This is a genomic window from Lysinibacillus sp. FSL K6-0075, assembly GCF_038592945.1.
Lineage (GTDB): Bacteria > Bacillota > Bacilli > Bacillales_A > Planococcaceae > Lysinibacillus > Lysinibacillus fusiformis_F.
Window position 1 is genome coordinate 3,589,675 of sequence record NZ_CP151947.1, and the last position, 22,340, is coordinate 3,612,014.

The following is a 22,340-nucleotide window of genomic DNA, read 5'->3' on the forward strand; positions in this document are numbered from 1 at the left end:
ATTAAATAACACCCCAATAGCGCAGGATTTTTTTTAATTGTTCTTCTGTGTTTTCTATATTTTCATTATTATAAATGACCGCATGTGCACCCTTTTCTTTGACAGACATCGGCAGCTGTGAGTGCATACGTGCCAATGCATCCTCTTTTGTTAAATTATTTCGCTCCATTAAGCGTCGAAGCTGAACTTCTTCACTGACCGATACCACAATGATACGTTCCACAAAATGCTGCAGCTTACTTTCAAATAACAATGGAATGTCCATCACAACATGCTCATGTCCTGCCTCTAAATAGGCATCACGCTGACGTAACATTTCTTTTCTGATTGCTGGATGCATAATATCATTTAACGTTTTGCGTTTGGCAGGCTCATGAAAAATGATATCTCCAAGCATTGTTCGATTTAAATGGCCGTCCTCAAGCAAGATAGCTTGTCCGAAGCTTTCAGCTATGAGGGCTAATGTCTCCGTTCCAGGTTCTACGACATCTCGTGCTACAATATCCGCATCAACAATCGGTAATCCCAGTTCGCTCATCATTTTAGCTACTGTACTTTTTCCACTTGCAATACTTCCTGTAAGTCCGATAATCATTGCTAAATCCCCTTTAATGTTGACAATTTGGGCAATAAACCGAAGTACGCCCACCAATTGTCATTTGACTTGTTGTCGTTTCACATGCTGGACATATCTTTTTCCCATACATTTTTAGTCGATTCTGCATACTTCCGGCTTCCCCATTAATGTTTCGATAATCAGAAATAGTTGAACCACCTGCTTCAATACTTTGACGTAGGACAGCAACAATCTCCTCAAATAATGCACGCTTTCGCTTTTCACTAATGCGATTCATTTTGCGTGCAGGGTGAATATTCTGAGCAAACAATGCCTCCGTTGCATAAATATTGCCACAGCCCGAAATGATTTGCCCATCCATAATCACTTCTTTTACTGCTTTATTTTCATACTTTGGTAGCTTAGATTTTGTTATAAAAAAGTCACAAGCATGCTCATCAAATGGCTCTGGTGCCATTTTTGTTAATGGCGCATGATCTTCAATTTTTGTCAGAAAACGAAGTTCACCAAAACGGCGAATATCTGAATAAATCAAATATCCTCCATCTGCCATTTCAAATGTTGCATGGATATGCTTTTGAAACTTCGCCTCATTAATTTCATCGGGTGAATTCACAACAAACCATGCACCTGTCATACCTAAGTGACTGACAAGGACATATGGAACATCATCCTTCAGCAAATGAAAGAAAATATATTTTGCTCGTCGTTCAATTTTGGTAATTGTCATCTGGGACATCGTTATTTCAAAAGTATCAGGCTCAGCTTGTTTGACAATACATTGTTTACCCTCACTAAAAGAGAAATGTACTCTTTCAGAAAGTTGAACCTGTTGAATGGTACGTCCTTCAACCTTTGGCTTCAATGCCTGGACGACACCTTCTACCTCTGGTAATTCAGGCATTTGAACCCCTCCTTATTTTGCCTCGTACCATGTTGAACCATGGTTAAAATCTACTTTTAGCGGTACTGAAAGCTCAATAGCATTTTCCATGACCTCTGGTACAATTTTTTCCAGCAATGCAATCTCTTCCTTAGGTGCTTCAAAGATTAACTCATCATGCACTTGAAGCAGTAGTTTGGCCTGCATCTTTTCTTTTTTCAATCGAGCATCCATATCAATCATTGCTTTTTTAATGATATCAGCAGCACTTCCTTGAATTGGCGTATTCATTGCTGTACGCTCTGCAAAACTTCTTAAATTAAAGTTGGAGCTTGTAATGTCTGGTAAATAGCGGCGTCTATTTAATATCGTTGTAACATAACCATTAAATTTCGCATTTTGAACAATGTCATCCATGTACTGTTTTACGCCAGGGAAACTTGCGAAATACTTTTCAATAAAATTGGCCGCTTCCTTACGCGTGATATCTAAGTTTTGTGAAAGGCCATAATCACTAATACCGTAGACAATTCCAAAGTTAACAGCTTTCGCTGCGCGACGCATATTACTATCCACCTCATCTTCCGATACATGGAATACATCCATAGCTGTACGTGTATGAACGTCCATTCCTTCTCGGAAAGCCTCAACAAGGTTTTTATCTTCTGACATATGTGCAAGTACTCGTAATTCAATTTGCGAATAGTCAGCAGAAAATAGTATCCAATCCTCTTTTGATGGTACAAAGGCTTGACGAATTTTGCGACCCTCCTCTAAACGGATTGGGATGTTTTGCAAATTCGGGTCTGTAGAGCTCAAACGTCCTGTCGCAGTTAAAGCTTGCTGGAAGCGTGTATGCACCTTGCTATCTGATGCATGAATTTCCTTTAGTAAGCCCTCAATATACGTGGATTGTAATTTTCCAAGCTGACGATACAACAGAATATGTTCAATGATTGCATGCTCTGACTGTAATTTTTCCAGTACATCTGCAGCAGTGGAATAGCCTGTTTTAGTCTTTTTAATTACAGGTAACCCTAGCTTATCGAATAAAATCACACCTAATTGTTTAGGTGAATTAATATTAAACGTTTCTCCAGCCTCCGCATAAATTTCTTGCTCAATCACCACAAGCTTGTCATTAAGCTCTTGCCCCATTTTCTCTAATGTAGCACGGTTAACTGTAATCCCTTCACTTTCCATTTCACTTAAAATTCCTGCCAATGGTAGCTCTAGGTTTTTATAAAGATCGAATTGTTCATTTTCCTTTAATAATGCTTCCAGCTTCGGCTGTAATGACCACACAGCAAAGGCTTTGCGACTTACATGCTGTGCAAGCTGATCCAAGTCAGGTATTGCACGCTTGACACCTTTTCCATAAACCGCCTCATCTGATTGAACATCATAATAGCCTAATTCCCTTGCAAGTGTGGCGATATCATCGCCACTTAATGCTGGATTATTTATATAAGAGGCAAGTAGCAAATCAAAGTCAACGCCAGCTAATTGAATCCCTGCTCGCTTCAATGATGCTTGAGCCGCCTTTGAATCGGACATATATTTTATTTTTGTGGCATCTTCTAACCAACGACGGAGAGTATCTGATTTTGCTGCACTTTCAAAAGGAATATATTGCGTCTTTGTTCCATCTGACAACGCAATTCCTAGCTGCTGACAAGTGTGATAATGCTCATTTTCCAGTTCAACATGCACAGCCATCACATCTTGTAAGTCCTCAGGTTGAATTTCCTGAACAAGGTCATAGTCGAAAGGTGCTTGCTCTTCTTCGTGCACTGTAAAGTCACTTTTATCAAGCAGTGATTTAAAGCCAAGCTCACGCCACACACTGATTAATTCATCTTCTTTTGGCCCATTATACGCAAGATCAGCGAGTGAAATTGTGATTGGGGCATCCGTATAAATCGTTGCCAACTGCTTACTCATGATGGCCTGCTCTTCATTAGCTACCAGCTTTTCCTTCATTTTAGAAGCTTTCAATGTATCCATTGCTTCATAAAGTGCTTCAACGGAGCCATGCTCTTTTAATAATTTTACAGCCGTTTTTTCACCGACGCCTGGTACACCAGGAATATTATCGGAGGAATCCCCCATCAAGCCTTTCATATCAATAATTTGGAGCGGCGTTAACCCGTATTTCTCTGCAATAAAGGCTGGTGTATTTTTCTCTATTTCCGTAATACCTTTTTTCGTTATATAAACGGTTACTTGCTCTGTCGCCAGCTGTGTTAAATCACGGTCTCCAGAAACGATGATGACATCCATATCCTGTGATGAAGCCTCTTTAGCAAGCGTTCCGATAATATCATCCGCTTCATATAATTCTTGTTCATATTGCTTGATACCATAAGCATCAATGAGCTTTCGTAAATAAGGAAATTGCTCTGATAATTCTGGTGGTGTCTTTTGACGTCCACCTTTATATTCTGTAAAGGTTTCATGGCGGAATGTTGTTTTCCCAGCATCAAAAGCAACCAATATTTTCGTTGGTTGTTCTTCCTCTAATATTCTTTGTAGCATTGTTGTAAAGCCGTATACAGCATTAGTATGAATGCCACTATCATTCGTTAACAATGGCAACGCAAAAAACGCGCGATACGCTAAACTATTACCGTCCAATAATAGTAATTTATCCTTGGTCATGATTTTTTCCTCCTGCGTTGTCTTCTACTTCTACTTTATCATAACAATACATTTCAAGTAAAAAAAGCAGGCGTCCATTCGCAAGGTTATCCGTTACTTTTCATATCCTATCCATCACTTTTAAAGTGCTATTCGTCATTTTTAATGGTCTATCCGCCACTTTAGCATTCCTATCCATTCAAAAAAAGCCAATCGCACATAGCGATTGACTTTTTTAAAAATATTCTAACATCATTAACGCATATTACCTATAATAGATGAACGACTATCTTGCATTTTTTTGATAAAGTTCGTCATTGTATCAAAAGCTTCATTGCGTTTATTACTCAAACCTTGTAAACGTAGCATATCCATTTGCTGTGAATTACTTAAACCATCTATTTGACCTTTAACATCTTGGATTTCTCGATCAAGCGCTGAATGTGTGTCTTGATCTTCTACAGGTATAGCTGCTCTTTCCTGATGTAACCCTGCTAACTGTGTATTCAAATCAGCTAGCTGTTGATTTCGTTGTTGAACACCCTCTAGTTGATCTTTAAGTTGGTTTTCTAACAACTGTGCTCGTTGTGATTGAACTGCCTGTAATGCCGATTCTAGATCCATGCCTTGAATATCAATTGGTTGAATTTGGCCATTGGCAGAGGATTGCCCTGCCCCACTAAATAATAAACCTACTGCTAATGCGCTTCCAAATACTACTTTCTTCATCTTATTCCTCCTCATAGTAAAGTGCAATTTCATTTATCATAAATAATGAAGGTTAAAATTAGGTTAAATAATAAATATTTATCTCCGCTATGTGAAGCCTAGCAACTTGTCCTTAGTGTGATTATCGCTGTTTTATCATAAAAAAAGACTTTCATTCAGAAAGAATAGCTTTTTGAATGAAAGTCCATAATGGACGTTATTGATTTGATGCACGATAAAAAATTTCTTCATATATCACAGTTAATATAAATGCATTCATAAAGGCAAACACGAGGAATAAAGGCATGCCACCTAATTGTGGGTGTGTTAACTCTTGATTAAATACCATCACTGTACTAATTTGTGCTAAAAAGAAAATTAAGCCAATTCCAACTTGCCAAATAGGACGCTTGACCTTTCGTTTTTCATACCAAAATAATTTCTTAAAAAGGTTTCTTACATCATCTGCAATAATGATACTGACTAAAAAGATACTAACAAAAAATACTGGTATATGATAAACACTCTTCGTCATCCATGAAAAATCGGATAGACGGAAGAAAAGCGTCAATAACGATGCTATACTACAAGCGATCCCTAAATTTTGGAGCCATTTGCTAATTTGTAATTTCAAAGCCCTTACCCCCAACTATTCTTTTTTAAACATTATCATTCTATCAAATTATCGTTGATTGGGGAATACAAACTTATAAATTTCTATTATTTTCATACTATAATAATCCGATTTAATGGATAGTTATAATTATATAGCAACAAAAAAGTCGTCTCTTTCACTACAGAGACGACTTTAATTTGCGTTTATTTTATATAACCAGACAAGATATTGGCATATGGTGAAGTAGATGGCAAAATAATAACCGTATCTTCTCCAACCGTTTTCTTATAAGATTCTAGCGTGCGGTATAAGGAATAAAATTCAGGATCTTGAGAGAATGATTTATTATAAATCTTTGCAGCTTCTGCTTCTCCTTCAGCTTGAATAATAGCCGCTTCCTTATTAGCAGTAGCTAGCATTTCTTGTACTTGTTGGTCAGTTTGAGCTTCAATACGACGTTTCTGAGCATCCCCTTCAGACAGATAGAGCTGAGCAGTTGATTCACGTTCTGAAATCATCCGTGTAAATACGGATTGTTCATTCTCTGCTGGTAGGTCTGTACGACGAATACGTACGTCTACTACTTCTACTCCATATTTATCGTTTTGCAATAATTCATTTACTCGCGCTGTTACACGATCATTTAGGCTACCTCGTGAAGAGTCCTCATCATTAATAATTTCATCATATCTTAATTGTCCAAGCTCTGTTCGGATAACAGAGTAGATGAATTCTTCCATTCGGGACTCAGCTTTGCTCAGTGTTCCTGCATTAGAAATCAACGCTTTCGGATCTGTTATACGCCAAACAGCATAATTGTCAATAATTATACGTTTTTTGTCCTTTGTATTAATTTCTTCCTCTGAGATATTGTAGGTCATTTGATTTTTAGGTAGTCTCGTAACACTTTGTATAAATGGTATTTTCATTTTCAAACCGGGCTCTCGTTCAAATTTCACAACTTCCCCAAACTGTCGAACAACTGCGTATTCAGATTCTTTCACAATATAAACATTGGCAAATATAATGATGGCCGCTGCAAAAACTATTGTTAGCGTAACAGCAAGAGAAAGAAATTTTTTAGGATTCAGGGGTCCTTTTTTTGGCATTTCGACTACATTCTCCCCTGAACTACCTTCTGAAGGAGCAGTTTTTTTACCTTTACCGGATAAAAAATTGAGGAATTTATCTAGATCCTTATTTTTTTTGTCCATTAGTTACCGCTCCCTTCTTTTTTCTCTGTTTGTGCCTGCTGAGGCTGTAATGCTTGTAATGGTAGGTACTTCATTGTACTGCCATCATCGTTCATAATATATATTTGCGCTTTTGGTAATACATTTTCAAGTGTCTCTAAAATTAAACGCTCACGTGTAATTTGTTGATTACCTTTATATTGCTCATACATTTTATTAAATACAGCGACATCACCTTGAGCTTGCTCAATACGGGCTGTTTTTGCACCTTGAGCCTTAGAAATAATGGCATCTTTTTCACCGTTAGCTTCACTTATGCGCTGATTTTTATACTTATCTGCCTCATTGGTTTTAGTATTCTTTGTTTCGCGTGCATCCGTTACAGCTGTGAATGCGGCACGAACTTCTTTGTTCGGTAATTCAACGTCTTGTAACTTCACACCTAACACGCCAATCCCAATATCATATTTTTCTATTAATGAGACAAGTAGATCACGTGTTTTTGCTTCAATTTCTGCTTTACCGTCCGTTAATGCAGCATCAATTGTTGAGCTACCTATAATGGAACGAATCGCGCTCGATGTAGCGCTATGTAAAATCTCCTCTGGGCTCTGTGCGTTAAATAAAAATTTACGAGGATCAGTAATTTTCCACTGTACTACAAGATCTGTTAATACAATATACTCATCACCTGTTATCATCTTTGTTTCAGCATCATAGGCTTCAAGCTCTCCTGCTTTATTTTGCTTATAGCCAAACTGCAAACTAAATGTTTCTTTTGACAAAATTTCGACCGATTGCACTGGCCAAGGTAATTTAAAGTGAAGACCTGGATTTGTCACCATATCATCGGCACGACCAAATGTAACAACAACAGCTTGTTCTGATTCATCTACCGTGTACCATGAAGTAAAAACTGTAATAAGTGCAATAATTCCAAATATTCCAAGTCCAACTAGCATTAGTGTCCTTTTCACACTCATGTCTGTTCCTCCCTTTTGCTTAGTACTATTGTTTACGGGAGACCTTTATAAAAAGTTTCAAAATATTTTTATATAATGCTTGTAGAGGAGAGAATCTTCTTTATTTTCCGCTTCACAAAAGCTTTTCTGAAGCAATACAAAAAATCCTGTTACCTTTTATGGCAACAGGATATTGATAACTAGATGTTCAAATACAGGGAAAATGGTAGTGGATAATACAATGCTAATTAATGCAGCAACGATCATCGCTAGACTAGCAAATGTACCTTCTAGCTCTCCAATTTCAAATGCTTTAGATGTACCTGTTCCATGGGCACCCATACCAAGCATTAAGCCTCTAGAAGAAGGTCTATGGAAACGACATACTTTAATAACGATGGGTGCTAACAAGCTCCCTAAAATACCAGTCGTCATAACAAAAACAGCTGTAAGCGTAGGAGAACCACCAATCATATTTGAAATATCCATCGCAATAGGTGTTGTTACGGAACGTGGCACTAAACTATGCACCAACTCATCATTTAAGCCTACCACTAGAGCCATCATAAAGGATGACACAATAGCAACTGCAGAACCAACAGCAATGCTGATGAAGATTTCGAATGCGTGTTTTTTTAATAGATTGACATTTTTATAAATAGGAACCGCAAACGCAACAGTTGCTGGCCCTAGTAAATTTGTTAAGATATTGGCTCCTGAATTGTAGGATTTATAAGGTATACCTGTCAGCAGTAAAATGCCTATAATCACTAAAGGTGTAATCAGCATAGGTGTCAGCCATTCTTTTTTATATTTTTTATAAAACATTTTACAAATATAAAAAATAGCAATGGTCCCAAGTAAGCTGACAATGGCGATGAATAACGTCATACAGCATCACCCTTCTTTCGCTGCTCTAGCCATTGTGCCGTGTAGCCCGTTACAAACATTACGACAATCGCACTCACAACAATGACCAGCACAACCTTCATTCCTTGCACACCGAATAAGGCATGATAATCAATAACACCGATGGCAGATGGAATAAAGAATAGTAAGAGTTCACTTAATAGTACGGCTGCTCCTAACTCAATCCATTCAAGCTTGATTATATGAAACTGTAACAGTAAAAATAATAGGACGAGCCCTATTATGCTCCCTGGAATCGGCAAGTGAAGTAGGCGTGCAATAGTATTTCCGATAAATAATAGGATGTAAAGATAGCCGATTTGCACGATACTTTTGACGATTTTCATGGTCATCCTTCTCTCATTTTTTTCTCTGCCTCAACAGTCAGAAAAACAAGATTCAAATGAAAAGAAGGTTGATTCACTGACTGTAAAAGCGTTCGTCTAACAGACAATCGCTATAAGATGGTTGTTAAACTTTTATGCTACTATACTTTACACCTATTTACGTTCCCTGTAAAACAGAAAAAGAACCTAGTGTCTAAAAGAAAACACTAAATTCTTTCTGTGGCGAATATAAAGCAGTTAAAAATCCTCTAGTATATTAGATTTTTATGGTATCGTCTTAACAATCATATTGGGGGTTTCTAGTAATAAGTATAGTGCCCAAATATGAATGTAACATGTTGTTCATGTAAAGGATTTGTTAATTTTTCGGAATCGTGACAATCATTTTAGTTCCTATGCCGACTTCACTTTCTACTTGAATACGGCCATGATGAGCCTCTACTAAATGCTTCACAATCGCTAAGCCTAAGCCTGTTCCGCCAGAATTACGGCTTCTTGCTCGATCCACTCGATAAAATCTTTCAAAAACGCGGGCGATTTCATGTTTTTCAATACCTATTCCTTGATCCTCTATTTCGATGATGCCGTGTGTTTCATTTTCTTTTAATCGAATAGAAACAGTCGTGTTTTCAGGAGAATATGTAATCGCATTGGTAATTAAATTCGTCACGATTTGAATAATACGATTGGCATCCCCCATGACTTGGACATCTCGTTCGATATCCACCTGGAAGCTCATATTTTTTTCATCCAATCGCGGTGCTGTCAATTCTGCTCCACGAATTAAAACATCCTGTAAGCCCATCGGCATAATATTGACAGTAAAGCCATGCTGCTCTATCTTTGATAGCTCTAGTAAATCTTGAATCAACATTTGTAGTCGATTACTTTCTTTATAAATAATCTCTAAGAAAGAGATCAACATTTTTTCGTCTTTATAGGCCCCATCCAATAAAGTTTCAGAAAAGCCTTTAATAGAAGTAATAGGTGTTCGTAACTCGTGCGATACATTCGCAACAAAGTCTTTCCGAATTTGTTCTAATCGAACTAGTTCCGTTATGTCATGCATAACGATAACAACGCCTAGCCATCGTCCATGGTCTCCGATGACAGGTGCCCCATAAACTTCTTTATTATAAAGCTCCTGCTGTACTTCCATTTTAATTTGTTGTCGATAGGGCATTTCTGTCAGAAAGACATGATCGATAAATTGCTCTAATGATTTCGGTAAGCCTATTGTACGAAATACCTTTCCTTGCACATCATCAAGCTGCATCCCAAAGCGCTCTAGAAATACTCGATTCACAATGGAAATATTCCCCTCGCGACCAATCATCATAAGAGAGCTCCCCATATTTTCAATTAAGGTTTTCAGTCTTTCTTCCTCTACTTCACGTATCGTTGTAATATCCTGCAAATTGCGTGCCAAGATGTTTATGGAATGACTGAGTGGTATCATGCGTTCATGTTCATTTTCTTGGGCACGCGCACGATAGTTACCCTTTGCAAGCTCAAGAGCCGTTTCTGTCACATTATCAATCGGTGCCGTAAAATTACGTATCATATAGCGACTGATAATCGCTATTAAAATCAAAGTGATTGTGAAAAGAATAGCCAGTACTCCGTAAAGTCGAGCGCGTACGTAGGTCAATAAGGATTCGTCTTGTTCCATAGCCTGGGCTGCATACAAAGCTTCCTGATCTTCCTGCGTTAAATCCATTTTGCGTTCATCGATTACTTGGTCCATTGAAGCTCGTATTTGCGTGGTTGCTTGCTCATTGTATTGCTCGATATAAACAGGAAAAAGCTGACCTATAACAATCATTAGGACAGCTAGTATCGTTCCAAGTAAAAGCATGAATGTCATGAATAAGCGATTGCTCATTGATTTCATGTCGTTTTCGGCTCCTCAAATTTATAACCAAGGCCTCTAATTGTTTTAATAAACATCGGCTTACGGCTATTTTCTTCAATTTTATCGCGAAGGTGGCTAATGTGTACATCCACAATTCGAGTATCGCCAGCAAAATCATATTTCCATACAGCACTTAATAGCTGATCACGTGTTAATACACGATTTTTATTTTCAAGTAAATAGATGAGTAACTCAAACTCTTTTGGTGTAAATTCCAGTGCCTCATCTTGTAAAAATACTTCAAATCGCTCTGGGAACACTCGCAATTGTCCAAACTCATACATTTTCTCCTGCGGCTCATCCTTATCATCTGCCACAACGTTTTGCGTGAAACGTCTTAATACAGCCTTGACACGCGCTAATACTTCACGTGGACTAAAAGGCTTAGTCATATAATCATCTGCACCCAGCTCAAGACCAAGAACTTTATCAAATTCGTCATCTTTTGCAGTTAACATAATAATTGGTGTATTCATACGTTGCTGTCGGATTTGTTTACAGACCTCCATACCATCGAGTTTTGGAAGCATCAAATCTAAAAGAATTAAATTTGGCTGTAAATCGATTGCTTTTTCAAGCCCTTCCTGACCATCAGCAGCCGTTTCAACTACATAGCCTGCCTGTTCTAAATTATATTTCAATAATGTTGCAATCGAAAATTCATCTTCAATTACTAAAATCGTTTTTGTCATATCTAATGCCTCCGTTAGTGATTTGAAACCCCCATTTCAAATCTCAAGACGTTTATAGCGCAAGTGGTGGCGTCACAAGCAACAAACCTTCAATTACAAGCTGCTTCTGCTCATTATATGAGTGTACAGACACAGTAATGGTATTGTCATATTTATTGATTGCTGTAACCTCTAATAGCGTATCGAACAGTTCATAATGATAGAGAGGTCCTAAATATTTTAAATGTTGCTCAATAATTCGTGCACCTGGTCCTGGAATATACTTTGACACAGCTGAAGTAATAATACCATTTAACATAATTGTCGGCACAATTGGTTTTTGAAAAGGTGTCATAGCCGCATAATCATGTTGAATATAAAGCGGATTACTATCGTTTGTAAGCCCTAAATACAGCAATAGATCCCGATCTTCAATTTTTTCAGTTATATGGATCTTCTCGCCAACTGTAATTTCATCGATTGTGAGACCAAGTTTACTATTTTTTTGAAGCAAAGATACGCCAACCCCTTTTCTATCATACTACATTCATAGTATCAATTTTATGCTAAAAGTACAATGAAAAGCAGAAGAACCTTACCTTTCTCAACACTTGAAACATAAAAAAAACGAGCAGGAACAATCCCTACTCGTTTTAAGATTCAGAACGAAATTTTACACTAAAATTTTCATCACATTACGAACTGCTTCTGCCGATTGATCTAAAGCTGCTTTTTCTTTGTCCGTTAATTCTAGCTCAAAGATTTTTTCAATACCGTTTTCGCCAAGTAATGTAGGAACACCTAAGTATAAGTCATGATAGCCATATTCGCCTTCTAAATAAGCGATAGATGGCAAAATACGTTTTTGATCTTTTATAATGGCTTCAGCCATCTCTATCAGTGCCGCTGCTGGCGCATAATAAGCAGAGCCGTTACCAAGTAAATTGACGATTTCAGCTCCACCATTACGTGTACGGTCAACAATTTCTTCTAAACGTTCAGCAGAAATTAACGTTTCTAATGGAATACCACCTGCGAATGAATAACGTGTTAATGGTACCATTGTGTCACCGTGACCACCTAATACAAAACCAGTGATATCTTTTACTGAAATATTAAGTTCTTCTGCCACAAATGCGCAGAAACGAGCCGTATCAAGAACACCCGATTGACCAATGACACGGTTTTTAGGGAAGCCAGTTTCTTTGTACACTGTGTAAGTCATAGCATCAACTGGGTTTGTCAGTACAAGGATTGTAGCATTTGGTGAATGTGTAGCAATCTCTTTCGAAACTGTTTTCATGACACCCTGATTGATTTGAACGAGATCATCACGACTCATCCCTGGTTTACGTGCAACACCAGCGGTAATGATCACTACGTCAGAATTCGCCGTATCTGCATAATTGGAAGTACCTTGTACATAAGAGTCAAACCCTTGTATTGGTGCTGCTTCCCACATATCTAGCGCCTTACCCTTTGTTGGATTTTCCGCTTGTGGAATATCCACTAATACGACGTCACCAAGTTCTTTCTGAGCTGCTAAAAATGCTGCCGTAGCGCCTGTAAAACCGCCACCGATTACTGAGATTTTTTTACGTTTCAGAGACATTTGAATACGCTCCTTTAAAATTAGGTTATATATTTTAAAAGAGGGAGGAGACATCCATCTCACTCCCTCATTTTAAACAAGTTTATCGTAAATATTAAATTAAAATTTACTGTCACCCTAATTATATCGGCAGAAAAAAGCATCCGCTTTAGTGATAAATTCTATTGTAGAATAGAAAATTATAGGTTTTTGATTAACTCAGTAGCAAATTCTGAACATTTCACTTCTGTAGCGCCGTCCATTAAACGTGCGAAGTCATAAGTAACAACTTTAGAAGAAATTGTTTTCTCAACAGATTGAGTGATCATGTCAGCAGCTTCTTGCCATCCTAAGTGTTCAAGCATTAATACACCTGAAAGTAATACTGAAGATGGGTTTACTTTATCTAAACCAGCATATTTTGGAGCTGTACCGTGAGTAGCTTCGAAGATCGCATGTCCAGTAACATAGTTAATGTTCGCGCCTGGAGCGATACCGATACCACCAACTTGTGCAGCAAGTGCATCAGAAATATAGTCACCATTTAAGTTCATTGTAGCTACTACATCGAACTCAGTTGGACGAGTTAAGATTTGTTGTAAGAAGATATCAGCGATAGAATCTTTCACTAAGATTTTACCTGCTGCTAAAGCATCAGCTTGTGCTTTGTTTGCTGCTTCTTCACCTTGTTCAGCTTTGATTGCATCGTATTGGTTCCAAGTGAAAGTTTGATCAGCAAATTCTTTTTCTGCTAATTCATAACCCCATTTTTTGAATCCACCTTCAGTGAATTTCATGATGTTACCTTTATGAACTAAAGTAACAGATGGGCGTTTATGTTTAATTGCATATTCAATAGCAGAACGTACTAAACGCTCAGTACCTTCTTTAGATACAGGTTTTACACCGATACCAGAAGTTTCTGGGAAACGGATTTGGTTTACACCAAATTCAGATTGTAGGAAGTTGATGATTTTTTGAGCTTGTTCTGAACCAGATTCGAATTCAATACCAGCGTAGATGTCTTCTGTGTTCTCACGGAAGATAACCATATCAACGTCTTCTGGGCGTTTAACTGGAGAAGGCACTCCATCAAAGTGACGTACTGGGCGTAAGCATACATATAAGTCAAGTTGTTGACGTAATGCTACGTTAAGAGAGCGGATACCACCACCGATTGGAGTAGTAAGAGGACCTTTGATTGCAATTAAGTATTCGTTAATTTTGTCTAAAGTTTCTTGTGGTAACCATTCACCAGTTTGGTTAAATGCTTTTTCACCAGCTAAAACTTCTAACCATTCAATTTTCTTTTCACCGTTGTAAGCTTTTTCTACAGCTGCGTCGATTACACGTGATGCTGCAGCCCAGATATCTGGACCAATTCCATCACCTTCGATGAAAGGAATTACTGGATTGTTTGGTACATTAAGTACGCCATTTTCAACTACAATTTTGTTTGACATTCTGTTGCCTCCTAAATTCATAATCATAGGACTGTGTTAGTGATAACACAGTCCCAAACATTCTAGCATATTTTCCAAATTAGCGCTCGCTGATTGGAACATATTTTTGCATGCCTGGTCCAACATACTCAGCACGTGGACGGATTAGGCGGTTGTTAGCATATTGCTCAAGGATGTGTGCCACCCAACCTGAAGTACGTGATACTGCGAAAATTGGTGTGAACAGGTCATGATCAATACCTAAAGAATCATACACTGACGCAGAGAAGAAATCTACGTTTGCAGGTAATTTCTTTTGTTCTACGATCATGTCATGGATTTTAACTGACATTTCATAAAGCTCTGGTTTACCAGTTAGTTCAGTTAATTTTTTAGACATTACACGTAAATGCGGAGCACGTGGGTCGCCTTTACGATATACGCGGTGACCGAAGCCCATGATTTTTTCTTTGTTGTCTAATTTATTTTGAATGTAAGATTCAACATTTTCAAGTGAGCCGATTTCAGTTAACATTTTCATAACTTGCTCATTTGCTCCACCGTGAAGTGGTCCTTTTAATGCACCGATTGCTGCAGTTACACCTGAATAAACATCTGATAATGTAGCTACACATACACGTGCTGTAAATGTAGATGCATTTAATTCATGGTCAGCATGTAATACTAATGCTTTGTCAAATGCTTCAATTTCAATAGCTTCTGGCTCTTCACCTTTTAGCATGTATAAGAAGTTTGCAGCATATCCTAGTTCTGGTTTTGGCGCAACTGGCTCTAAACCTTTACGAACACGTGCAAATGCAGTTACTACTGTCGCAATTTTAGCTTGTAGACGAATTGCTTTACGGTAGTTTGCTTCTGGATCCATAACATCCGCTTCTTCATCGAATACACCAAGTAAAGATACTGCAGTACGCAATGCAGCCATTGGATGTACAGTTGAAAGTGGGTATGTTTTGAATTGGTCGACAATCGCTTGCGGAATTGACATGTTGTCTGCCAATTGTTGTTTTAATTCAGCTAGCTCGTCCTCTTTTGGTAAACGAGTATGCCATAACAAGTAAATTACCTCTTCGAATGACGCATTTTCTGCTAAATCATCAATGTTGTAACCAACATATGTAAGTGTGTCATCGATAATTGAACTGATTTTAGATTCCGCTGCTACGATACCTTCTAAACCTTTAGTTGCTGACATAAATTATCGCTCCCTCATACTTATTTTTTTGTTGCAAATGCATTTTTTATGTTGCATTTACGAATTTTGCTCATATGAACCATTAAGTAAATCGCTTACATTGCTATTATAATCATTTTTGACAGCTTTGTGAATGAAAATCCTCCAAATAAAGAAAAAGACGTCCGAACGACTATATAACTGTCCCAAAGAGATTTTTTTGTATATTTTGACATTAATTTATTAATTGGTTTGGGGTGAATTTGTAAAAATGAGGAATTTAAAGTATTTTTCATACGAAAGAACTACAAGTGTTTTGTTTTTTATCTTTTATTTAGTCATACTTTGGTTTGTATTACCTGTTTCACTTGCAATTTTTTTGTCATTTTCAACGTATCCTATCATAAATTTTTTACATAAATATTGTAGGATTGCGTATTGGATCGCAGCAATTGTTGTGGAAGTATTGATATTAACATGTATTTTTCTGTTAGTTGTCATAACGATAAACAGTATTATCGTTATCTTTCCAGAAATTCGAGAGACACTACAAAATTTCCCGCTTTTCAGTGAATATGAATCCATGTTTGTACAAGTATTAAAAGAAAAGTCACTGTCCATTTTCGATTCTATCATCATCTACACAGCAGATCTTTTCCAATTATTAATGAAGCATGTCATTGAGGTATTCATCTTTTTAGTCGCTTATTACTTTGCGCTTCTAGAAACTCGTAAATCACGCTATTGGTTCTTTCAATATGTGCCTAAAAAATATCGACAAGAGTGGCAATCTCATTTTGCAAAAATCATGCAGCTCTTTCATTACTTCTTATTTGTGGAGTTTCAATTATTTACGATTACCCTACTCATTCTTTGTGCAGGGTTTATGATTCTTCAATTTGAACAAGCCATCATTAAAGCATTTATTGTAGCATTTGCAGATGTACTACCGTTTTTCGGAATCGGCGTTTTTCTTGTGCCAATGAGCATTTATTTTTATTTCAATGGCAATACCTTTTTATGTGTAGCCATTTTACTACTATATTTATTTGTACAATTAACAAGGCAGCTAGCTGATTCGATGCTTTGGTCCAATACGCTTCAGCTACGCACGTTCCATACATTCTTTATCAGTGCTGCCTCTATTCTATTATTTGGCTTTTATGGTATCTTGCTGAGCCCTATCTTTTTATTTCTAGCCGTAAAACTCAAGGAAAACTCTATCTTTGAACGATAATGAATTGACCTTTTTTCATTTTTTTACGCATCCAGTAATAGACAATGGGTTGGAACATTTTTCGAGAAAATGGCATGAGTAGGAATAAACCTAGGACATCTGTTAAAAATCCAGGTAACGCTAAAAGCAAACCACCACCAAAAGTTAAGAAAGTATCCACTAATGCAGCTCCTGGCGCTTCTCCACGTGCCAATGTATTTTTTACATTTTGAACAGAATTCATACCTTTATTCTTCATGACATAAATCCCAATAATACTCGTAGCCATAATGAGCAATAAAGTACTTAAAACGCCAATATTTTGTCCAATGACTATTAATAACGCCAATTCGGCTAATGCGTAGACAATGAAACCAAGAAAAATTTTTCGCATATTTTTCTCCTTTCTACTTGAAAAGCTATACCTTTTATACGTTATTATAGCCCGTTTAGTTTCATAAAAAAATGAATACACCTATTCAAAGAGAAAGCAACTTCTGTTAGAGGAAGAATTAAATAGTTTCCAGAAAGAGTGTGTACAACCTTTATGAAAAAGCTCTAGTACAACAAACCGCACTAGAGCTTTTTGTTAATGATTAAAGAACACTTGCATGCCCCTTGTAAATAACACCTGTTTCAGCGTCCATTGTAATTTCTTGACCATGACGAATTAATGTAGTTGCTTCTTTTACGCCAACGATTACTGGAATACCTAGGCTTAGCCCTACAACTGCCGCGTGGCTAGTTAGCCCACCTTCTTCAGTAATCAGACCAATACAATTTTCTAAAGCTGGCATCATATCACGATCTGAACCAACTGTGACAATGATGCATCCATCTGTATCGTAGGCAAGTGCCTCAGCTGCATTTTTAGCAACCACTGTTTTACCAACAACGGATGCTTTTCCAATTCCTTGTCCACGAGCAAGTAAATCACCAATAATGTGTACTTTCATTAAGTTTGTTGTACCCGCTTCACCAACAGGCACCCCTGCTGTAATGACAACAGCGTCGCCATGAGTAACAAAACTATGCTTTAAGCTTTCATCTACAGCTAGCTCTAAAATCTCATCTGTTGTTGTCACGCGTTGACACACAATTGGGTATACGCCCCATACTAGTGTTAATGTATGAGCTGTATTTGTAGAGCCTGTTACGGCTACAATTGGCACTCCTGGTCGATATTTTGCAATCATTCTCGCTGTATTGCCACTTTCAGTTGGTGCTAATACGGCTTTCACCCCTAAATTGATAGAAGTATAAGCTACAGCTTGAGAAATGGCCTCTGTCATATTTGCTTCTTTCTCACGACTACGTGCAGAAACAATTGATCTATAATCTAATGAATTTTCAGTGCGTTGTGCAATTTTATTCATCGTTTGTACTGATTCTACTGGATAAAGACCTGCGGCAGTTTCTCCAGATAACATGATAGCATCTGTTCCATCAATAATTGCGTTGGCTACATCACTTGCTTCTGCACGTGTTGGTCGTGGGTTACGCTGCATGGAGTCTAACATTTGTGTTGCCGTAATTACTGGTTTACCAACTTGATTACATTTTAGAATTAATTTCTTTTGTACAAGTGGTACTTCTTCTGCTGGAATTTCAACACCAAGATCTCCACGAGCAACCATTAAACCGTCCGATACTAGGATGATTTCATCGATGTTATCGACACCCTCTTGGTTTTCGATTTTTGGGATAATGTGAATATGACTACCACCATTTTGTTCAAGCAATTCACGAATTTCAAGAACATCTTTTGCACGACGAACAAATGAAGCGGCAATAAAATCAACACCTTGTTCGATACCAAATAAAATATCTTGTGCGTCTTTTTCTGTGATACCTGGTAGTTGTACAGAAACACCTGGGACGTTAACTCCCTTTTTATTCTTTAGGACGCCAGCATTTTCAACAATTGTATGAATTAATCCTTTTTCCATATCTGTTGCTAATACACGTAGTTGAATAAGACCATCATCAAGTAAAATAATTGAATTTTGCTCAACGTCTTCAATTAAGCGCTCATACGTGACAGAGAAGCTCGTCTCAGTACCTTCTACTTCAGTCATTGAAATATCTATTACTTGACCTGCTGACAAATGAAGCTCGCCATTTTTCATGTTATGTGTACGAATTTCCGGACCCTTTGTATCAAGTAAAATTCCCACTGGTTTATTTAATTTTTGTGCCACTTCACGAATTAAATGAATACGTCCTGCATGTTCTTCATGAGATCCGTGTGAAAAATTCAAGCGGGCAACATTCATACCTGCTTCGATTAATTTTTCTAAAGTTTCTGGTGACTCACTTGCAGGTCCAATTGTACATACGATTTTAGTTTTTCTCATTTTTGCCCACTCCGTTTTATAACAAATTATATTGATAGTTCTTTCATTAGTGTATAAAGGCTTACATCTGCCTCGTGATTCTTTTCAAAAGCCTCTGGCATATCGTAATCAATGACTTGATGATTGCGAATACCTACTGCTCTACCAGCTTTGCCTTCCATTAGTAATTCAACTGCATGTGCGCCAAACTGACTTGCTAGTACACGATCTCGTGCTGTTGGTGAACCACCACGTTGAATATGACCTAATACTGAAACACGCGTTTCTTTTCCTGTTTTTTCTTTTAACAGCTTTGCCAGTTCATTTCCAGACATAACACCCTCTGCAACAATAATAATGCTATGCTTTTTACCACGTGCCGCACCACGATCTAAGCGTGCGACAATATCGTCTAAATTATAATCTTCTTCTGGAATTAAGACTGTTTCAGCACCGGCAGCAAGACCTGCCCATAAAGCGATATCTCCTGCATCCCGTCCCATGACCTCTACAATGAAAGAATTCTCATGAGATGTAGCAGTATCTCGGATTTTATCAATGGACTCTACGACTGTATTAAGGGCCGTATCAAAGCCGATTGTATATTCTGTTCCTGGAATATCATTGTCGATTGTTCCAGGAACACCTACAACAGGGAAGCCTTTTTTCACTAAATCCATCGCACCTCGATAAGACCCGTCACCACCAATGACAACAAGTCCTTCAATTCCAGCAGCGCGTAAATTTTCAATACCTCGTTGCTGGACAGCATCTTCTTTAAATTCTGGACATCTTGCTGAATTCAAATGCGTACCACCGCGTTGAATAATACCACCAACTGCACCTAAATCAAGTTCTTCCATATTACCTTTTACTAAGCCTTCATAACCATGCTTAATTCCGACAACATCGATTCCATGAAATGCTGCCTTACGAACTACCGCTCGAATAGCTGCGTTCATTCCAGGCGCATCTCCACCACTAGTTAATACAGCAATTTTTTTCATTGTCGAACCTCCTGCAGTTACTATTATTATTCACATTAACATGAAAAAACAAACTATGTAAGGGTTCTGAGGATACAAAAACATAACTTTTACATAAAAAATGAAAAGAATGCGCTTTCACACACTCTTTCCACCTTAAAACATCCTAAATCTAACATTTTTTCAAGAAGTCTGGCGTTTATTTCGCGCTATTTTCTTCTTTCATTTTTATAGCTTTTTAATATGTTAAGATACAAATTCTGTCTCTTAACGAGCAAATTTATAGCTTTAGATTTTTATACACTATTAAGGTAAAGAACATTCATCTGTTACGAACAAACAGAATTACGCTTCTGTATATTGTCCAATTTTTTTAAATTTTTCATAACGATCTTCAATTAATTGTTCTCCATTTAGAGAATTTAATGCATGAAGTGTGTCACTAATGCATTCTTTAATAGAAAGAGCCTGCTTCGCTACATTGCGATGTGCTCCACCAATAATTTCAGGAATAATGCCATCAATTACACCAAGCTCTTTTAAATCAGGTGCTGTAATACGCATTGCTTCCGCTGCCTGCTTTGCAAGACTACCATCACGCCATAAAATAGATGCTGCCCCTTCTGGAGAAATAACAGAATATGTTGAGTTCTCTAGCATAAAGACACGGTTTGCTACACCTAATGCTAGTGCACCACCGCTTCCTCCTTCACCAATAACGATACTAATTACGGGCACAGTTAAACCAGCCATTTCAACAAGATTTCTAGCGATTGCTTCACTTTGACCACGTTCTTCAGCAGCTTTCCCTGGGTATGCACCTTTTGTATCGATAAAACAAATAATTGGTCGTTTAAATTTTTCAGCTTGCTTCATCAAGCGTAGCGCTTTTCGATAGCCCTCTGGATGAGGCATACCAAAATTACGACGTATATTTTCCTTTGTAGACTTACCACGTTGATGTCCAATTATCGTTACTGGTTGCCCTTCAAAAATGCCAATCCCACCAAGAATGGCTGCATCATCACCAAATGTACGATCACCATGTAATTCAATAAAATCTTCACATATCGCTTCAATATATTGGAGTGTTGTAGGTCTTTCTGGATGTCTTGCTACTTGTACACGATCCCACGGCTTCATATTGGCATAAATCGATTGCTCTAATTGCGATAAACGTGTTTCAAGCTTTTCAATTTCACCTGACATATCTACTTCTGCTTCTGCAGCAATTGTTTTTAATTCATCAATTTTCTCTCGTAATTGTACGACTGGTTCTTCAAATGCTAAATTTTTAGACATGTTGCACGCCGCCTTTCGTATGCATTTTTACAAGTAATGAAACTTGTTTACGTAAATCCTTGCGATGGAAAATGGCATCAAGCTGACCATGCTCTAATAAAAATTCTGCTGTTTGGAAATCACTTGGCAATTTTTCTCGTACAGTTTCTTCAATTACACGACGACCTGCAAAGCCAATTAATGCCTGTGGCTCTGCAATATTTATATCACCAACAGAAGCAAAGCTTGCGGAAACCCCACCTGTTGTTGGATGCGTTAAAATAGAAATAAACAATAACCCTTGATCACTGTGACGTTTTAAAGCCACACTTGTTTTCGCCATTTGCATTAACGATAATACGCCCTCTTGCATACGGGCACCACCACTGGCAGTAAAGATAATAAATGGTACACCTAGTTCAGTTGCCTTTTCCACTGCTCGTGTAATTTTTTCTCCAACAACTGAGCCCATTGAACCCATACGGAAGTGAGAATCCATAATCGCTACGACAATTTCTTCTCCATCTAATGTACCGACACCTGTTAGAACAGCCTCGTTCAAGCCTGTTTTCTCTTGGTCTGCTGAAATTTTTTCAACATATGCTGGGAAATTCAGGGGATTACTAGTTTGTAAATGGTCATCCATTGATTCGAATGAGCCTTCATCTAAGAAATATTCCACACGCTCTTGTGCCGTCATTTTGAAATGATGACTACATTTTGAACATACTTTATGGTTTTTTTCTAATTCCTTTGTCAGTTGAATGTGACGACATTCAGGACATTTTGTCATTAACCCTTCCGGAAATGCCTTTTCTTGCCCATCCTCTTTCTTTTTTCGATTACCACTAAATAAGCTACGTATTGCCATG

The 22,340-nt window shown here is 37.7% G+C and carries 21 protein-coding genes; 1 reads left to right on the top strand and 20 read right to left on the bottom strand.

Translation table 11 applies throughout. The features are described from left to right. Window position 1: 1 nt before the first annotated feature. From coaE to citZ, 15 genes are all read right to left on the bottom strand, one after another. Window positions 2-595 (bottom strand): dephospho-CoA kinase, encoded by a 594-nt coding sequence (gene coaE, locus MHB65_RS17580; RefSeq protein ID WP_205444923.1) that lies wholly within the window; start codon window positions 593-595, stop codon window positions 2-4. A gap of 13 nt (window positions 596-608) precedes the next feature. Then, the gene (mutM, locus tag MHB65_RS17585) at window positions 609-1,481 is read right to left on the bottom strand and encodes a bifunctional DNA-formamidopyrimidine glycosylase/DNA-(apurinic or apyrimidinic site) lyase (protein ID WP_342441195.1); all 873 of its coding nucleotides are present in this window, start codon (window positions 1,479-1,481) and stop codon (window positions 609-611) included. A gap of 12 nt (window positions 1,482-1,493) precedes the next feature. After that, window positions 1,494-4,121, bottom strand: a complete 2,628-nt coding sequence (gene polA, locus MHB65_RS17590; protein ID WP_342441196.1) for a DNA polymerase I — start codon at window positions 4,119-4,121, stop codon at window positions 1,494-1,496. Window positions 4,122-4,355: 234 nt separating this feature from the next. Next, a complete protein-coding gene (locus MHB65_RS17595) occupies window positions 4,356-4,829 on the bottom strand; it encodes a hypothetical protein (protein ID WP_205444929.1) in 474 nt (157 codons plus the stop codon). 196 nt (window positions 4,830-5,025) lie between these two features. Beyond that, window positions 5,026-5,442, bottom strand: a complete 417-nt coding sequence (locus MHB65_RS17600) for a DNA polymerase I (protein WP_205444930.1) — start codon at window positions 5,440-5,442, stop codon at window positions 5,026-5,028. A gap of 185 nt (window positions 5,443-5,627) precedes the next feature. Further along, on the bottom strand, window positions 5,628-6,638 hold the full coding sequence (locus tag MHB65_RS17605; RefSeq protein WP_205444932.1) for a protease modulator HflC: 1,011 nt from the start codon (window positions 6,636-6,638) through the stop codon (window positions 5,628-5,630). Then, window positions 6,638-7,600 carry an FtsH protease activity modulator HflK gene (gene hflK / locus MHB65_RS17610; RefSeq protein WP_205444934.1) on the bottom strand — a complete coding sequence of 321 codons (963 nt, stop codon included), beginning with the start codon at window positions 7,598-7,600 and terminating at the stop codon, window positions 6,638-6,640. The genes MHB65_RS17605 and hflK overlap by 1 nt, the downstream gene beginning before the upstream one ends. Before the next feature lie 156 nt (window positions 7,601-7,756). Beyond that, window positions 7,757-8,470, bottom strand: a complete 714-nt coding sequence (locus tag MHB65_RS17615; protein ID WP_342441197.1) for an LrgB family protein — start codon at window positions 8,468-8,470, stop codon at window positions 7,757-7,759. Next, window positions 8,467-8,835 (bottom strand): CidA/LrgA family holin-like protein, encoded by a 369-nt coding sequence (locus MHB65_RS17620; protein ID WP_205444937.1) that lies wholly within the window; start codon window positions 8,833-8,835, stop codon window positions 8,467-8,469. Before MHB65_RS17620 ends, MHB65_RS17615 begins: the two co-directional genes overlap by 4 nt. A 358-nt stretch (window positions 8,836-9,193) precedes the next feature. Next, on the bottom strand, window positions 9,194-10,729 hold the full coding sequence (locus MHB65_RS17625; protein ID WP_342441198.1) for an ATP-binding protein: 1,536 nt from the start codon (window positions 10,727-10,729) through the stop codon (window positions 9,194-9,196). Further along, window positions 10,726-11,442, bottom strand: coding sequence for a response regulator transcription factor (locus MHB65_RS17630; RefSeq protein ID WP_205444940.1), 717 nt, complete (start codon window positions 11,440-11,442; stop codon window positions 10,726-10,728). The genes MHB65_RS17625 and MHB65_RS17630 overlap by 4 nt, the downstream gene beginning before the upstream one ends. Window positions 11,443-11,494: 52 nt before the next feature. After that, window positions 11,495-11,935 (bottom strand): MaoC/PaaZ C-terminal domain-containing protein, encoded by a 441-nt coding sequence (locus MHB65_RS17635; protein ID WP_004226245.1) that lies wholly within the window; start codon window positions 11,933-11,935, stop codon window positions 11,495-11,497. 159 nt (window positions 11,936-12,094) lie between these two features. Beyond that, window positions 12,095-13,033 carry a malate dehydrogenase gene (mdh, locus tag MHB65_RS17640; RefSeq protein ID WP_205444942.1) on the bottom strand — a complete coding sequence of 313 codons (939 nt, stop codon included), beginning with the start codon at window positions 13,031-13,033 and terminating at the stop codon, window positions 12,095-12,097. A gap of 179 nt (window positions 13,034-13,212) precedes the next feature. Continuing rightward, window positions 13,213-14,475: an NADP-dependent isocitrate dehydrogenase gene (gene icd / locus MHB65_RS17645; RefSeq protein ID WP_205444944.1), complete on the bottom strand. Its 1,263-nt coding sequence runs from the start codon at window positions 14,473-14,475 to the stop codon at window positions 13,213-13,215. A 79-nt stretch (window positions 14,476-14,554) separates the two neighbouring features. After that, complete coding sequence (gene citZ / locus MHB65_RS17650) at window positions 14,555-15,670, bottom strand: citrate synthase (protein WP_004226238.1); 1,116 nt, start codon at window positions 15,668-15,670, stop codon at window positions 14,555-14,557. Between the two features lie 250 nt (window positions 15,671-15,920). On the opposite strand from citZ, the gene MHB65_RS17655 reads away from it, so the two are divergent. Continuing rightward, window positions 15,921-16,886 (top strand): AI-2E family transporter, encoded by a 966-nt coding sequence (locus MHB65_RS17655; protein ID WP_205444945.1) that lies wholly within the window; start codon window positions 15,921-15,923, stop codon window positions 16,884-16,886. Here MHB65_RS17655 and MHB65_RS17660 read toward each other — a convergent pair. From MHB65_RS17660 to accD, 5 genes are all read right to left on the bottom strand, one after another. Continuing rightward, entirely contained in the window at window positions 16,870-17,259 is a 390-nt protein-coding gene (locus MHB65_RS17660) for an FxsA family protein (RefSeq protein ID WP_205444946.1), read from the bottom strand. The genes MHB65_RS17655 and MHB65_RS17660 overlap by 17 nt on opposite strands. A gap of 202 nt (window positions 17,260-17,461) precedes the next feature. After that, a complete protein-coding gene (gene pyk / locus MHB65_RS17665; RefSeq protein ID WP_205444948.1) occupies window positions 17,462-19,222 on the bottom strand; it encodes a pyruvate kinase in 1,761 nt (586 codons plus the stop codon). 26 nt (window positions 19,223-19,248) lie between these two features. Further along, complete coding sequence (pfkA, locus tag MHB65_RS17670; RefSeq protein ID WP_205444950.1) at window positions 19,249-20,208, bottom strand: 6-phosphofructokinase; 960 nt, start codon at window positions 20,206-20,208, stop codon at window positions 19,249-19,251. A 324-nt stretch (window positions 20,209-20,532) separates the two neighbouring features. Further along, window positions 20,533-21,489 (bottom strand): acetyl-CoA carboxylase carboxyltransferase subunit alpha, encoded by a 957-nt coding sequence (locus tag MHB65_RS17675; protein ID WP_205444952.1) that lies wholly within the window; start codon window positions 21,487-21,489, stop codon window positions 20,533-20,535. After that, window positions 21,482-22,339, bottom strand: coding sequence for an acetyl-CoA carboxylase, carboxyltransferase subunit beta (accD, locus tag MHB65_RS17680; protein WP_342441199.1), 858 nt, complete (start codon window positions 22,337-22,339; stop codon window positions 21,482-21,484). The genes MHB65_RS17675 and accD overlap by 8 nt, the downstream gene beginning before the upstream one ends. Window position 22,340 lies beyond the last annotated feature (1 nt).